Below are 12,905 nucleotides of genomic sequence, written 5' to 3'. Positions count from 1 at the left end.
TTGATTGCTAACTGAAGAGGCCGACACTAAAACTGAAAAGCATCAACAAGATGTGGAGTTTAGTGATGGCCTCTTTAATGTTTTTATGTATTTTGGATAATTTTTTACCGATGAAAAGACAAGTATTCTTTTTTGTTTTGATGGCGTGTACAATTCTAGGCTGTGAATTGGGGGAGGATGATATCGATCCACAGGTTTTTATTTACGGAGATTGGAAGTTGCTGAATACCGATGAGTTGGCAAGAAACTTATTTTACGGTACGGACGGTGCAAATATCGAGGAAACTTATGCTTTCTATGATGATGGGAGTTTTGTAAAAAGTCGTGTATCGAATAAAGGGCAGGCTGTTGCTCAGGGGAATTTTAAGGTAGCACCGCTTTCGGCTTCAGATGATGGCGCATTGGTGAGGCTAGAATACGCCGCTGAAAATGAAAGGTTACGAGGGGGCTGTGCCACCGAACCCCGAGTCGAATGGCTGGTTTTGAATAGAAATGGAAGCCTTAGTAGTAAGCTTGAAATCTCCTGCCAAGCCCCTTATTTATTATACGATAAAATATTGCCTTAGAGAGCAGCCAGTGCTTCGGGATTTGCCACCCTACATGGTTGGATAATGACAGGTAAACATGCCAGTGGTAGGGATGACGCGGGGTTAGGCAGAGATTGCTTGCTAAAAAAAAAAATATATGTGAAAAAAAAGTTTCTTTTGGGACACTTTCATGATGCTTTTCGTATAGACTGCAAAACCACATAATTGTTATGAAAAAACTATTCTTTAGCTCATTTATCTTTTTATTTATTTTGGGCGCATGCACACAGAACGATCCAGAACCAGAAATCATCATTGATCCGGAGGAATCTTTTGTAACTGGCGACTGGAAGCTAGTGAAAAGTGTGGGTTCTATGGTGGATGTTACCTTGGAAGGAGAAGCGCTGGAAAGAGAAGAAATCTACACTTTTACCAACGAAGGTACCTTCACCAAAACGGTGGATGCAGAGGATTATCAATCAGAAGCCACGGGAACCTTTGTGATCGAAAAGGTTTCGGAGGAAATGCAGGACCGTTATATAGGCGCAGTAGTGCTGACCTTTACCGGAGGGGATGGCATGGCCTACAATTGTTCGAGCGATGAAGTGGAGCGGGAATCGCTGCACATTTCTTTGGAAAATCAATTGGTCAATATAAGCTGGGCACCCTGCGATGGGCCTTGGCTGTATTATGATAATTAATGATTTATACAGAATATTGATAAAAGCATGAGTCGATTGTACCTTTGGGTCATGTGTGTTGCGATTGCTCTTGCGGGTTGTGGTGATGTTTCACCTGATATTGACCCGGATGAGTATGTTTATGGGGAATGGATCCTCTCAAGAACATTTTCTCCCGAGGCGGGTGTTTCAAAGGCAGGTGATGAGCTATTATGGGAAGAGCGCTATGTTTTTTATCGGGATAGCACTTTTGAAAGAATGATGTCTTCAGCTGCAGGAGACCTTTTGGCAAAGGGCAATTTTACGATGGATCACCGGTTTGATTCTGAATATTTGGCTCATTTTCAACTGCAATACACCTCGGGTGATGTGAGTTTAAGGAGTAGGTGTGGTGCAAACAACCAGTTGAATACCGAGATGGTGATGATGGATTACCGAGGCCGATTGATTAACAGAACTGATGCGCCATGCGATGGTTGGGTTTTGTATTTTGAAAAGTAATGGATGATCCAGAGTGGGACCAGTTCGCATTTCAACTGCTCAACTGCGGAACTAGAGCAGTAATAAGGATGAATACAGAGATACAATTGCACAGTTGTTCCGACAGCTGGGCTGCGGAACCAGGTAAATTTGTGTTTTTAACTCATCACTATCAGGAGAATCGCCTTTAGGCCATTGCTGATACTCCATTCAGGTGATAAAGATCCAGGCCGAGCGGTGTCGAAGGCTAGGTATCTCTAAATTGATAGCCTAAAACCAATTTCCCTAAGCATACCATTTTTTGGCTTGGGCCGGTCTAAACCTATTGGTGAGCGGTGATTGAATTTTAACTAAAAAAAACTCCCTTGAATTGCTTCAAGGGAGTTTTTTGTATGGTATAAAACGAAAAGGCTATTAGGCGTCCTTTTTCGCCATTCTTGTTCTTTCACCTTCGTCGAGGTAGATTTTACGCATCCTCATGCTCTTAGGAGTGATCTCCAAGTATTCATCTTTTTGGATGTATTCCATGGCTTCTTCCAAAGAGAATTTTTTGGCAGGAGGGATCTTGGTGTTGTCGTCAGACCCAGAGGCACGCATGTTGGTAAGTTTCTTGCCCTTTTGGACGTTTACAACGATGTCGTTGTCCCGTGAGTGTTCCCCGATTACTTGGCCACCATAAATTTCTTCTCCTGGATCCACGAAGAACGTTCCACGATCCTGAAGCTTGTCAATAGCATAACCTGTGGTAGGTCCGGAATCCATTGAGATCAGTGAGCCGTTGATTCTGCCTGGGATAGGGCCTTTAAACGGTTCGTAATCCACAAAACGGTGGTTCATGATTGCTTCCCCTTGGGTGGCGGTCAGCACATTGTTTCTCAAACCGATCAGGCCTCTGGAAGGGATGCGGAACTCCAAGTGTTGGAGGTCTCCACGAGGTTCCATGACAAGGAGCTCCCCTTTACGTTGGGTAGCCAGTTCGATTACCTTACCGGCTGTCTCTTCGGGTACATCCACGACAAGGGATTCGATGGGTTCGTTTTTGACACCGTCGATGTCCTTATAGATTACTTGAGGTTGACCCACCTGTAGTTCGTAGCCTTCACGTCTCATGGTTTCGATCAGTACGGACAAGTGGAGGATACCCCGGCCATAAACCAAGAATTTATCTTCATTGTCAGTGGGTTCTACCCGTAGGGCAAGGTTTTTTTCCATTTCCTTGAAGAGGCGGTCTCTTAAGTGTCTGGAAGTAACGAATTTGCCTTCCTTGCCAAAGAAAGGGGAGTTATTGATCGTGAAGAGCATGTTCATGGTAGGCTCATCGATCGCAATTCTGGGAAGCGGTTCAGGGTTTTCGGCATCGGCAATGGTGTCGCCGATCTCAAAACCTTCGATACCGGTCACTGCACAGATATCGCCTGCGTGTACTTCTTCTACTTTATTTTTGCCAAGTCCTTCAAATACATGAAGTTCCTTGATGCGCATTTTCTTGATAGATCCATCTGCTTTGCAAAGCGCGATCTGGGTGTTTTCTTTAAGCGTTCCTCGCTTCAAACGGCCAATGGCAATCCTTCCCACGAAATTGGAAAAGTCCAGGGAAGTGATTTGCATTTGCGTGCTGCCTTCTTGGATCTGGGGAGCAGGAATGTGCTCGATGATGGTGTCCAATAGTGGGAGGATAGAATCTGTCTCCTCTTTCCAGTCTGGACCCATCCAGTTGTTTTTGGCAGAACCATACATGGTCACAAAGTCCAACTGCTCTTCTGTAGCGTCAAGGTTGAACATGAGGTCAAATACCGCCTCATGTACTTCGTCAGGACGACAGTTAGGTTTATCCACCTTGTTGACCACTACGATAGGGGTGAGTCCAAGTGCCAAGGCTTTGCTCAGGACAAAACGTGTTTGCGGCATAGGGCCTTCAAAGGCATCCACAAGGAGCAAAACACCATCTGCCATTTTCAATACCCTTTCTACTTCACCGCCAAAGTCGGCGTGACCAGGTGTATCGATGATGTTGATTTTAGTATCTTTATATCTTACCGACACGTTTTTGGAAAGAATCGTAATGCCCCTTTCTCGTTCCAGGTCATTGTTGTCCAGGATCAGGTCTTCAAATTGCTGGTTTTCACGGAAGATTTTGGAAGCGTGAATGATTTTGTCTACCAAGGTGGTCTTGCCGTGGTCAACGTGTGCGATAATCGCGATGTTACGAATATTCTGCATGATAAGGATTAATTGAGTTGCAAAAGTACGAATAAAATTTCGTATAATGTTTAAGCCTGTGTAAAGTTTATATCCCTATTTTAAAAAACTATCCTAAAACTAGGAAACATCCCCTTTTAGGGTGGCAATATAGCCTCCAATTGCTGTCGCTCCCAAGATACGACTCCTCACGATGGGATGAACTTTAAGAGGGAGTATAATTTGTAGTTTCCTTGGGCCTTTTCTTTGCCCTTTTGCCAATACCAGGGTTCCCTACATGGTCAGTAGCATAGACCGGGGTAAAGGGCCATTGGATTGGATGACAGCGATCCTATGCAAAGATTGTCGCGGTTTCAAAATGGCAATTGCTATTGGCCTGTCCAAAGCGCTATTTTTGTGGTTTTCAGTTTTTTCATTGTTTCATATAGAACATAAATACACGAATGTGTGTTGTTTATTTATATGGAAATAGGTGTTTGGTACCATTTTTGGTCTTTTATAATTGTTCCGATTGAATCTAGAGGATAGCAGGTTTACGTATTATATAAGGATGGGAAAGATAGTTTCTGAGAAAAATAGTTGCATTCAAATTAATTTCATTATATTTACGAAATACAAATAATACAGTGTGAAATGCATTTTATTATTTTTTAATGATGATTTGAGCCTTAGTAGAGGCGGGTGGCACGCAAGTGTAATAGTAATGTGAATTGTTTGGTTTTAAACTGCTTAAATAAATGTAGTTATGAAATATCTAATAAAAATTGAGATTAATGATGTAGAGTTTCAAATTCATACTGAGGCGGGAAGTGAAAGAGAGGCAAAGGATAATGTATGGGAAATCATCAGACGGAAAACAGCTGTGACCTCTATAGAAACAGAGGCTTCAGAACCTGCGGAACATTCTATTGGCAAAAAGCTGGCAGAAGGTATTCGAAGTGCACTATTGTTATGATGTTAAGAAAAAGTAAAGCAGACTGGAATTTGAGGAAAATTTACATGTAACAAATTGAAGCGTATTCAAAAAGACCATGGACAAGGCGCCATGGTCTTTTTGTTATGATATGGTATAGGCCGTATGCTGACACCATTGCAAACCTGTGTTCATCCATTTTATCTGTGGCTAGTATCGTTTTAATGTTATTCGGGTGCCTTGCTCATGGCAATGAAGGTTGGATCAGCTAAGATCTCTGGGGGATGAATTTTGCCAATGTTTAAGGTGAAAATCAGCACACATATTATTAATATGCTTCATCAGCGTTCTGTCAGAGCCAGCCATAGTCCCATTTTTCGCTTGATTTTAGCCAACCGTCTCCGTGAATAGAAACACTTAGTAGCCTCCACGGTACCCGGGAGTTGTGTTTAATTTTATGGCATTGGTGAAAACCTTCACTTAATCGATCATATTTTTTACCTTTGGGCAAAATTTAGCATTCATGAGCATCCAAAAACCATCTTTACCTAAAGGGACCCGGGATTTTGGTCCAGCGCAAATGGCCCGAAGAAACTATATCCTGGACACCATAAAAGCTACTTTCCGTCTTTATGGCTATCAGCAGTTGGAGACACCTTCCATGGAAAACTTATCGGTGCTGACCGGTAAATATGGTGATGAAGGGGACCAGTTGTTGTTTAAAATCCTCAACAGTGGAGATTTCCTGAAAAAAGTCAAGGAAGAGGATTTGGGAAAAGGTGCTGCCCACGTTTTGCCGAGAGTGGCCGAAAAGGGCTTACGTTATGATCTGACGGTGCCTTTTGCGCGCTATGTTGTGATGAACAGAAACGATATTACCTTTCCGTTCAAGCGCTACCAGATCCAGCCGGTTTGGCGGGCAGACAGGCCTCAGAAGGGAAGATACCGGGAGTTTTACCAGTGTGATGCTGATGTGGTAGGTACCGATAGCCTAATATGTGAAACGGAAATTCTATTGATGATCAGGCGGGTGTTTGCGGCATTGGATTTGAAAGATTATGACATTAAGATCAATAATCGTAAGATACTTACCGGAATATCATCGGTGATCGGAGAACCGGGCAAAGAAGGAGAATTGTGTGTGGCCATAGATAAGCTGGACAAAATAGGCTGGGAAAAAGTACAAGAAGAACTGTCACAGCGAGGCTTTGAAGGAGAGGCGATCCAAAAGCTTACGCCCATCATTGATTTGAAGGGAAGTAATAATGAGAAATTGGCCTATCTGAAGGAGTTTTTGGCGGACAGTGAAGAGGGACTTAAAGGTGTTTCGGAGTTGGAAGAAGTCTTTACCCTGTTGGCGGAGTTTGGTGAAAACCAAGATCATGTGGATTTTGACGTGGTCCTTGCGCGGGGATTGTCCTATTATACAGGAGCGATATTTGAAGTAAAAGTAAACCATGTTTCCATCGGCTCTGTAAGTGGAGGAGGCAGGTATGATAACCTTACTGGGGTATTTGGGCTTGAAGGGGTATCCGGTGTTGGATTTTCTTTTGGAGTGGACCGGATTTATGATGTGCTTGACGAGCTTGGGCTTTTTCCAGCGGATGATATGCATTCCACCTCAGTGATGATTGGTTATTTTGATGAGAAGGGCAGGGATTACGGACTGAAAGTGCTGAACAGCCTGAGAAAAGCCGGTTTGTCAGCGGAGATATATCCAGACCTGTCCAAAGTCAAAAAGCAATTTAACTATGCGGACAAGAAGCAAATCCCTTATGTGATGATGATAGGGGACAATGAAATCGCGGAGCACAAGGTAGCCTTAAAAAACCTAAAGACAGGGGAACAGGAAATGCATACCTTGGAGGAGGCCATTGGAATTATCAAAGCGAGCTAGACGTTCGTTTTCAAAGGAAGTGCCGTACCAAGTGCAGGAACGACTGATTGTCCTATAAATCATTTATATTTGGAATTCAAAAAAGCGCGAAATTTATGTTTGATTTTATGAATATCATGAACAAGGTGAAAGAAGCCCAGGCCAAAATCAAAGAAAAGCAGGCCGAGCTGGTTCACCTTACGGCGGAAGCAGAGGCAGGAGCAGGGATGGTGAAGGTAATCGTCAATGGCCACAGACAAATGGTGGACATCGCTATCGATGAGAGCCTGATGACCCCTGATGACAAGGACATGCTGAAAGACCTGATCGTAGCGGCAGCCAACAAGGCCTATGAAAAAATGGATAAGATCATCAAAGAAGAGATGCAGAAAGCTACTGAAGGAATGATGCCCAATATTCCGGGGATGGACATGGGCAGCATGTTTGGATGAAATCGGACATGGCAAATTTGACAAGCAGAAGAATGCTAATAGATCCGGCGAAAATATATGTGGCCATAAAGGATCAAAAATAGCACATGAAAGAAGCGGCCATTGTCATACTGAATTATAATGGGGAAGGAATGCTACGCCGTTTCCTTCCCAATATTTTGGCCAACAGTTTTTTTGATGTAATCGTCGCAGACAATAATAGCAACGACGGTTCAGTGGCCTTGATGAAAACACATTTTTCGGCGGTAAAACTCATAAGCCTATCCCAAAACCATGGCTTCAGCCAGGGCTATAATGAGGTGCTCGAACAACTCAAAGGACAGTATCATTATTATATATTATTGAATTCCGATGTAGAGGTCAGCGAAAAGTGGGACGTTCAGCTGATCGATTGGCTCCGGTCGCATGGAGACTTTGCTGCTGTCCAGCCCAAAATCCTATCGCAACAAGATAAATCCATTTTTGATTATGCCGGTGCCGGAGGAGGATATATAGACCGATTGGGATATCCTTATTGCAGGGGGAGGGTGCTCGGGATTTTGGAGGAGGACCACGGGCAGTACGATGATGAGGTGGAGGTGGACTGGGTGTCTGGAGCCTGCTATGGCGTCAGGGCCGATGTGTATCACGACTTGGGGGGCTTTGAAGCCGATTTTTTTGCCCATATGGAGGAAATAGACCTGTGCTGGCGGATGGCCAGAAAGGGTTGGAAGTCGGGCTATCTAGGAAAGGTGCAGGTTTATCATGTGGGCGGCGGTACGCTATCCCGGACGAGCCCATTCAAGACTTACTTGAATTTCCGAAATAATCTTTTGATGCTCAACAGGAACTTAACCAGGGGTGGCTTCCTCAAGATAATGGTGTTCAGGGTACTATTGGATGCCGCGGCAGCCTTGCAGTTTGTGCTTTCAGGAAAAAGTAAGCATGCAGGTCAAGTGATGAAAGCATATCGTGATTTTTTTAAAATGAAGAACAGGGCTGATAAGCGAGGGGCTTTGGCATTAAAATTGCCTATCCAGAAAGCTAGTAAGGAAGTTGCTTCCATTGTACTTTCCTACTATGTAATGGGCAGGCGAAAATACCCGGACCTTTAATCGAAAAGCACAGGATTATTACTCTTTCTGAAAAATTTCCTCACTTTCATCAACATGGCCATGGTCACATAAACAATGATAGGAGAGCCAAGCGTAATAAAAGAAGTGTAGATAAAGAACAGACGGATTCCGTCAATAGGGAAGTTGAGTTTTTCACCCAATTTAGAACAAACTCCAAATGCTCTGTCTTCGAAGAATATTTTCAGTTTTTCCATCATCTAGGATTTTAAATATTGTCTAAAAGTAATATAAATATAATGAATATTCTAATAAACCGCTCTAAGCCTAAACAGTTTATGAAATACTCGTTTAAGATTTTAATGGTTTGCTTTTCAGTGTTTTGGGTGTCATGTAGTACACAATCTCTTTTTGACAAGGCTGGATTGCCCATAGTAAAGGTAGATAAAGATCCATTGGTACTGCACAACGATTCGGTTCGTTTCAAATTACGTGCCACCATACCGGCAGGTCTGGTATCCGAAGAAAATAATTACACCCTGCTGCCGGAGTACCAATATGGAGAGGGAGCACTTCCACTGGAAGAGATCAAAGTTGATGAAAGTGATCTGGCCGGGCCGGGGCAGGCAGTGGAAATTATCCGCAACATGTCTTTTCCGTATATGGAAGGCATGGACAGGGGAGAACTCAGGATAAAGGGGCTGATGGAGGAAGTGGAGACCGGTAAAGCGTTTACTACTCCCTACATGACCCTGGCCACTGGCATCATCAGTACAGTGAATTTGGCTAGGGTAGGACAATTTGCTCCCGGTGAAAATATCCCCGAAGTGGGAGCTTATATGAGTTATGACGATGATTTTATGAACATGGCGGCTCATGAGCTGAATTACTATTTTTCAAAAAACGCCGCCCAGGCCAATCCGTCATCGTTCAATGAAGATTTTGTGGGTGAACTGAAGTCTCTGGTGGAAAAAGGAGAGGAAATCAATAGGATCATTGTGTTGGGAATGGCGTCACCAGATGAAGGTGACTACAACAGCTTGGCTGCTACCAGGGCACAAGTAGCGGAACAGCAAGTCAGGGTACAACTGAAAAAAATGGGGTATGAGGGCGATGTGGAAAGTATAGACATTGTGTTGCAGCGAAAAGAGCCTGATTGGTTGCTGTTCAGGCATTTGTTGAGGACATTCGAAGGAATAGACATGAAGGAGCGGGACAAGTACTTCGATGTGATTTACGCCGATGATACGTATGAAAGTAAGGTGGAGCAATTAAAGGAAATCCCTTCTTATAATAGGTTCTCAAAGGAAAAATTCGGTGAAATGCAGCTGGCAAAAGTCATGGTGATGATGGCACAAGACAGAAGGAGTGATCCTGAAATCTCTGCCATGGCGAATATGTACATCAATGGCACTGCTACTGGAGATGAGCTTACGGAAGCAGAACTGGCAAGAGCTGCCACATTTAACCCAGGACTGAAGGACAAGCAGCTAATCTATGAGGCCATGCTTAAAAAACACGGCTCGGCATTGGCCTATAATAACCTTGGTGTGGTTTACCTTAACCAGGCCCATCGCATGATCAAGATCAGTGACAAAAACAATAAAGTCAACCAGGCCATGAGGCTTTTCAGAATGTCCAATGAAATCAATGAAAGTCCACAGGCCAGGCACAACATGGGGCAGGCTTACCTTATGTGGGGTGATTACGGAGCAGCTTACCTGGAAATATCCAAAGCCAATGCGCTTGCAAAAGACAACCCTGAATTCCAGCGTTTCAATGAAGGTAAGCGGGGGGCCCTGGATATCATCAGAGGAGATTATAAACTGGCCACCTTGAGGTTGGACAAGGCTCCTGAAACGGCCACCAACATGTTTAATAAGGGCTTAGCTTATTTTTTGGCAGAAGAGTATGGACAAGCGGCCATCGCCTTTGAGGAAAGTGCGCTGAGCAATATGGAATTTGGATATGCCTTTTATGGATTGGCATTGGTGGCTAGCCAGAACAGCGATGAAGAGCGGCTTTATGAAAACCTTAAGAAGGCAGTCCAGCGGAGCCCTTACCTGAAACTTAGGGCAGCTACCGATCTGGAGTTCAGGGATTATTTTGAAGAACAAGCGTATATTGAGGCGATTAAATAGCGCAAAATAGTAGGCGGCTACAGGAGAGGCTGTTTTATAATGTTTCGTACGGATCGGATCCTGAGGAATTTCTTTCATAAGTAATGGAAAGATGTAGCCTACAGTGATATGGACATTATAGGATGGCCTTTTTTACTTTTTTGAAATTTATATTTTTATCGGGTAAGTTTATTGAAAAAATAGATTATTTGAGCTGTGGAGATGTTATTTTTCTTTAAAATTGATTATTTTTCGGAATAGATACCAATGCCAAAAATGAACGTATAATGTCAGATAGAAGAAAATTTCTCAAAAACACCCTATTGTCCTCAGCCCTAATATTGCCAGGTTCCATGTCTGGTGCCTTGGCTGGCCATACCGAGAGAAAAAGGGGAGAGACACATAAACCGCTTATCCTTTCCACCTGGAACCATGGCATGGCTGCCAACGACAAAGCCTGGGAAGTATTGGGCCAGTCAGGAGATATTGTGGATGCAGTGGAGCAGGGAGTCATGGTAACTGAAAACGACCTGAAGAACCTTTCCGTAGGGCTTCAAGGCCTTCCAGACAGGGAGGGGATCGTGACCTTAGATGCATCTATCATGAAAGGGGACGGATCATGCGGATCAGTTTGCTTTGTCCGTCAGGTGAAGCACCCGATTTCCCTTGCCAGAAAAGTAATGGAGGATACACCGCATGTGATGTTGGCTGGCGAAGGGGCAAGACAGTTTGCCATTCAGGAAGGCTTTCCCATTGAGGAGGAGAAATTAAGTCCAGCAGCAGAAAAGGCATACGAGAAGTGGAAGCTTAAATCCGAGTACAAACCGGTCATCAATATTGAAAACCACGATACCATCGGTATGATCGGTTTGGATGAGAACGGTAATTTGGCAGGATCGTGTACGACCAGCGGTTTGGCATATAAGATGCACGGTAGGGTCGGCGATAGCCCGATCATCGGTGCGGGGCTTTATGTGGACAATGAAGTAGGAGCCGCTACGGCCACAGGGCTAGGGGAATCCATTATCAAGATCTGTGGCAGTTTTCTTATCGTAGAGTTGATGCGACAGGGCAGGAGCCCTCAGGAAGCTTGTGAAGAAGCAGTGAGGAGATTGATCAGCAAAAATAAGGGAATCGATGGTATTCAAGCAGGATTTCTTGCTGTCAATAAGGATGGAGAGCATGGTGCATATGCGGTACATCCCGGGTTTAATTATGCCATGCATCATCAGGACGGCAAAGCCTTGGTGGACTCAAAAAGTAAATTTTAGAATATGACAAAGATTCTACTAGAAGCTCCGGTGTTTACGGTCGAAGCGGCCATCAAAGCTTCCGAATATGGAATCGACAGGTTGGAGCTGTGTGCCGATTTCTTGGAAGGTGGTGAGACACCTTCCGCAGGAACCCTTAAGCATATCAAAAGTAAAGTCGATATCCCGGTGTTCGTGATGATCCGCCCGAGGGGTGGGGATTTTGTTTACACCAATGACGAACTGCAGGCGATGCATGAAGATATTCGGATTCTTAAAAAATATGGTGCTGATGGATTTGTCTTCGGTGTCCTTACGCCCCAAGGCGAAGTCAATATCGGTGCCTGTGAGCAACTGATAGACGCAGCAGGAGGTATGCCGTGTACCTTCCACAGAGCATTTGACGCAAGTAGAAACTTCGAAAAGTCCTTGGAGGCGGTGATAGAATGCGGATTCAGGAGAATCCTTACTTCGGGAGGAAAAAATACGGTTACAGAAGGACTTGATGTGATCAAGCGTTTGCTTTATAAAGCCGGAAACAGGATCAATATCATGCCTGGTGGAGGTATGAAAGCCGAGTTGGTCGAGGACCTTTCCGCTACGGGCAATTTGAGGGAAGTTCACGCCAGCTGTAAAGCATGGAGAGCTTCTTCCAGTGAGTATTGGAATGAAAACTTGGCCTTAAGCGCGGTACCAGAGCATCAAGAAAAAGTTTTGACCATCAGTAAAGAAGAGGTGGAAAGGTTTTTGCAGGTGCTGGGTAATTAAATTCCCTACAATGATGATACAGCACAAAAAAATTAATCCTATCCATTTTTTTCTCTTGGTACTTATGGCTTGTGGTCAAAGAAATGGGAGCAATACGGATAATTTCCATGACAATGTCCGTGACCAGTCTGCTTCGGATCCAAAAGTGGAAAACATTTGCTTTGCCTATCTGGGGGAAAAAGATACCGTTCGTCTCCAGATTGACCAAAAAGCTGATGGGAAGGTAAAGGGAGTGCTCGTTTATAAACTATTTGAAAAGGACCTCAATTCGGGGTCTTTTGAAGGTGAAATGTCAGGTGATACTTTAATTGCAGAATACAGTTTTGCTGCTGAAGGAAAAAGATCCAAGCGCGAAGTGGCTTTTCTGTTTAGGGATAATCTGGTCTTGGAAGGGTATGGTCCCGTGAAGGAAGAAGATGGTGTATTTCGGTTTGAGACGCCCAATGAGCTGGAGTTTGGACAGGGCATTCAGCTTTTACGCATCAATTGCGAAGGGGGAGGATAATTGGGTTTATTTGATATTTTTTGAAGGTTTATACCGGTTTTTTTACTTGTATCTAAAATATATTTTGTAATTGTCTTCTTATT

The 12,905-nt window shown here is 43.9% G+C and carries 13 protein-coding genes; 11 read left to right on the top strand and 2 right to left on the bottom strand.

Annotated elements, in window-relative coordinates; genetic code table 11:
- Window positions 1-110 precede the first annotated feature (110 nt).
- From FDP09_RS19755 to FDP09_RS19745, 3 genes are all read left to right on the top strand, one after another.
- Window positions 111-566: a hypothetical protein gene (locus FDP09_RS19755; protein WP_137404307.1), complete on the top strand. Its 456-nt coding sequence runs from the start codon at window positions 111-113 to the stop codon at window positions 564-566.
- 191 nt (window positions 567-757) lie between these two features.
- Window positions 758-1,228 (top strand): hypothetical protein, encoded by a 471-nt coding sequence (locus FDP09_RS19750; protein ID WP_137404306.1) that lies wholly within the window; start codon window positions 758-760, stop codon window positions 1,226-1,228.
- A 27-nt stretch (window positions 1,229-1,255) separates the two neighbouring features.
- Window positions 1,256-1,708, top strand: coding sequence for a hypothetical protein (locus FDP09_RS19745; protein ID WP_137404305.1), 453 nt, complete (start codon window positions 1,256-1,258; stop codon window positions 1,706-1,708).
- Between the two features lie 393 nt (window positions 1,709-2,101).
- Here the strand turns inward: FDP09_RS19745 and typA are convergent, their stop codons facing one another.
- The gene (gene typA / locus FDP09_RS19740; protein WP_137404304.1) at window positions 2,102-3,907 is read right to left on the bottom strand and encodes a translational GTPase TypA; all 1,806 of its coding nucleotides are present in this window, start codon (window positions 3,905-3,907) and stop codon (window positions 2,102-2,104) included.
- Between the two features lie 724 nt (window positions 3,908-4,631).
- Here typA and FDP09_RS19735 point away from each other — a divergent pair.
- From FDP09_RS19735 to FDP09_RS19720, 4 genes are all read left to right on the top strand, one after another.
- Window positions 4,632-4,841, top strand: coding sequence for a hypothetical protein (locus FDP09_RS19735; protein ID WP_137404303.1), 210 nt, complete (start codon window positions 4,632-4,634; stop codon window positions 4,839-4,841).
- 481 nt (window positions 4,842-5,322) lie between these two features.
- Window positions 5,323-6,696, top strand: coding sequence for a histidine--tRNA ligase (gene hisS / locus FDP09_RS19730; RefSeq protein WP_137404302.1), 1,374 nt, complete (start codon window positions 5,323-5,325; stop codon window positions 6,694-6,696).
- Window positions 6,697-6,791: 95 nt separating this feature from the next.
- The gene (locus tag FDP09_RS19725; RefSeq protein ID WP_015267802.1) at window positions 6,792-7,127 is read left to right on the top strand and encodes a YbaB/EbfC family nucleoid-associated protein; all 336 of its coding nucleotides are present in this window, start codon (window positions 6,792-6,794) and stop codon (window positions 7,125-7,127) included.
- A gap of 86 nt (window positions 7,128-7,213) precedes the next feature.
- Entirely contained in the window at window positions 7,214-8,221 is a 1,008-nt protein-coding gene (locus FDP09_RS19720; protein ID WP_137404301.1) for a glycosyltransferase family 2 protein, read from the top strand.
- On the opposite strand, the gene FDP09_RS19715 is transcribed toward FDP09_RS19720, so the two are convergent.
- A complete protein-coding gene (locus FDP09_RS19715; protein WP_137404300.1) occupies window positions 8,218-8,436 on the bottom strand; it encodes a PspC domain-containing protein in 219 nt (72 codons plus the stop codon). The genes FDP09_RS19720 and FDP09_RS19715 overlap by 4 nt on opposite strands.
- A gap of 81 nt (window positions 8,437-8,517) precedes the next feature.
- Here FDP09_RS19715 and FDP09_RS19710 point away from each other — a divergent pair, with 81 nt between their 5' ends.
- The 4 genes from FDP09_RS19710 (at window position 8,518) to FDP09_RS19695 (ending at window position 12,822) form a co-directional block, all read left to right on the top strand.
- A complete protein-coding gene (locus FDP09_RS19710; protein WP_229683481.1) occupies window positions 8,518-10,320 on the top strand; it encodes a tetratricopeptide repeat protein in 1,803 nt (600 codons plus the stop codon).
- 266 nt (window positions 10,321-10,586) lie between these two features.
- Window positions 10,587-11,570: an isoaspartyl peptidase/L-asparaginase family protein gene (locus tag FDP09_RS19705; RefSeq protein WP_137404298.1), complete on the top strand. Its 984-nt coding sequence runs from the start codon at window positions 10,587-10,589 to the stop codon at window positions 11,568-11,570.
- A 3-nt stretch (window positions 11,571-11,573) separates the two neighbouring features.
- A complete protein-coding gene (locus FDP09_RS19700; RefSeq protein WP_137404297.1) occupies window positions 11,574-12,317 on the top strand; it encodes a copper homeostasis protein CutC in 744 nt (247 codons plus the stop codon).
- A 10-nt stretch (window positions 12,318-12,327) separates the two neighbouring features.
- Window positions 12,328-12,822, top strand: a complete 495-nt coding sequence (locus FDP09_RS19695; RefSeq protein WP_137404296.1) for a hypothetical protein — start codon at window positions 12,328-12,330, stop codon at window positions 12,820-12,822.
- The last annotated feature ends 83 nt before the right edge of the window (window positions 12,823-12,905 follow it).

Origin of the sequence: Echinicola rosea, from assembly GCF_005281475.1 — a bacterium.
GTDB classification, from domain to species: Bacteria; Bacteroidota; Bacteroidia; order Cytophagales; family Cyclobacteriaceae; genus Echinicola; species Echinicola rosea.
The sequence above is the reverse complement of the archived record's forward strand: the minus strand, read 5'-3'. Positions and strand labels throughout refer to the sequence as shown.

Coding starts and splice junctions, on each gene's coding strand:
- FDP09_RS19755 (WP_137404307.1), top strand. CDS start 111: ATGAAAAGACAAGTATTCTTTTTTGTTTTGATGGCGTGTACAATTCTA.
- FDP09_RS19750 (WP_137404306.1), top strand. CDS start 758: ATGAAAAAACTATTCTTTAGCTCATTTATCTTTTTATTTATTTTGGGC.
- FDP09_RS19745 (WP_137404305.1), top strand. CDS start 1,256: ATGAGTCGATTGTACCTTTGGGTCATGTGTGTTGCGATTGCTCTTGCG.
- typA (WP_137404304.1), bottom strand. CDS start 3,907: ATGCAGAATATTCGTAACATCGCGATTATCGCACACGTTGACCACGGC.
- FDP09_RS19735 (WP_137404303.1), top strand. CDS start 4,632: ATGAAATATCTAATAAAAATTGAGATTAATGATGTAGAGTTTCAAATT.
- hisS (WP_137404302.1), top strand. CDS start 5,323: ATGAGCATCCAAAAACCATCTTTACCTAAAGGGACCCGGGATTTTGGT.
- FDP09_RS19725 (WP_015267802.1), top strand. CDS start 6,792: ATGTTTGATTTTATGAATATCATGAACAAGGTGAAAGAAGCCCAGGCC.
- FDP09_RS19720 (WP_137404301.1), top strand. CDS start 7,214: ATGAAAGAAGCGGCCATTGTCATACTGAATTATAATGGGGAAGGAATG.
- FDP09_RS19715 (WP_137404300.1), bottom strand. CDS start 8,436: ATGGAAAAACTGAAAATATTCTTCGAAGACAGAGCATTTGGAGTTTGT.
- FDP09_RS19710 (WP_229683481.1), top strand. CDS start 8,518: ATGAAATACTCGTTTAAGATTTTAATGGTTTGCTTTTCAGTGTTTTGG.
- FDP09_RS19705 (WP_137404298.1), top strand. CDS start 10,587: ATGTCAGATAGAAGAAAATTTCTCAAAAACACCCTATTGTCCTCAGCC.
- FDP09_RS19700 (WP_137404297.1), top strand. CDS start 11,574: ATGACAAAGATTCTACTAGAAGCTCCGGTGTTTACGGTCGAAGCGGCC.
- FDP09_RS19695 (WP_137404296.1), top strand. CDS start 12,328: ATGATGATACAGCACAAAAAAATTAATCCTATCCATTTTTTTCTCTTG.